The sequence below is a fragment of the Kitasatospora sp. NPDC059803 genome (genome assembly GCF_042732255.1).
In the GTDB taxonomy this organism is placed as follows: Bacteria; Actinomycetota; Actinomycetes; order Streptomycetales; family Streptomycetaceae; genus Kitasatospora.
In genome coordinates, this window is sequence record NZ_JBHWIJ010000300.1 from 9,764 (window position 1) to 10,540 (window position 777).

At 73.2% G+C, this 777-nt stretch carries 1 protein-coding gene; it reads left to right on the plus strand.

The genetic code is table 11. The features are described from left to right. The coding region (locus ACFV6I_RS32850) for a hypothetical protein (protein WP_380429297.1) at positions 1 to 706 on the plus strand (706 nt) is incomplete at its 5' end. Positions 707 to 777: the final 71 nt, after the last annotated feature.

Sequence of the window (777 nt, forward strand, 5' to 3'; positions counted from 1 at the left end):
GGGCGCCGGTCTCTCGCGCACCCCCCCCCCCGCCCCAACACCCCCGGGCGCTCGCGGCCACGCCACCAACGGCCCGGGGGGCACCGGGGGGCCCGGTGGAAACGGCGGGAGCGGCGGGAACGGGAACGGCGGCAGCGGCAAGGCCAGGCCCGGCGCCGGCAACGCGATCGACCTGGTGAACGGGCTCACCCTGCCCGTCCCCTCCGGCTGGCAGGGCGGCTACACCAACGACGGCTACGCCTCGGTCGTCGTCGGCTCGTACCAGTGTCCGGACGGCAACGGCTTGTGCAGCCTCGGCGGGGTGACCACCGGCCGGATCGACGGCGGCGGTACCGACGCCCAGGCGGCCGCCAAGGCCGACATCGACAAGGCGGCCAAGGACTCGTACGGCGCCATCACCGGGCACCAGGAGCTGAAGTCCGAGGCGGTCAAGGTCAACGGCCAGGACGGCTACCTGGTCCGCTGGAAGGTCGACGCGCCCAAGGGCAACAACGGCTACGTGCAGACGGTGGTCTTCCCGTCCACCGACGGCAAGTCGCTGATCTCCGTGCACTTCGGCTTCGACATCGCCGACAAGGCGCCGGACCTCGGCCTGATGGACACCATCGTCAACGGCATCGCCGACTTCAAGGGCAAGCTGCCGTCCATCCCGGGCGGCGGGCTCCCCGGCGGCGCCACCGGTGGCACCGGCGGCACCAGCACCTGAGCGGCACCAGCACCTGAGCCACCCGCTCCTCACACGGCGGCGGCCCACCCGGAGAGCACTCTCCGGGCAGG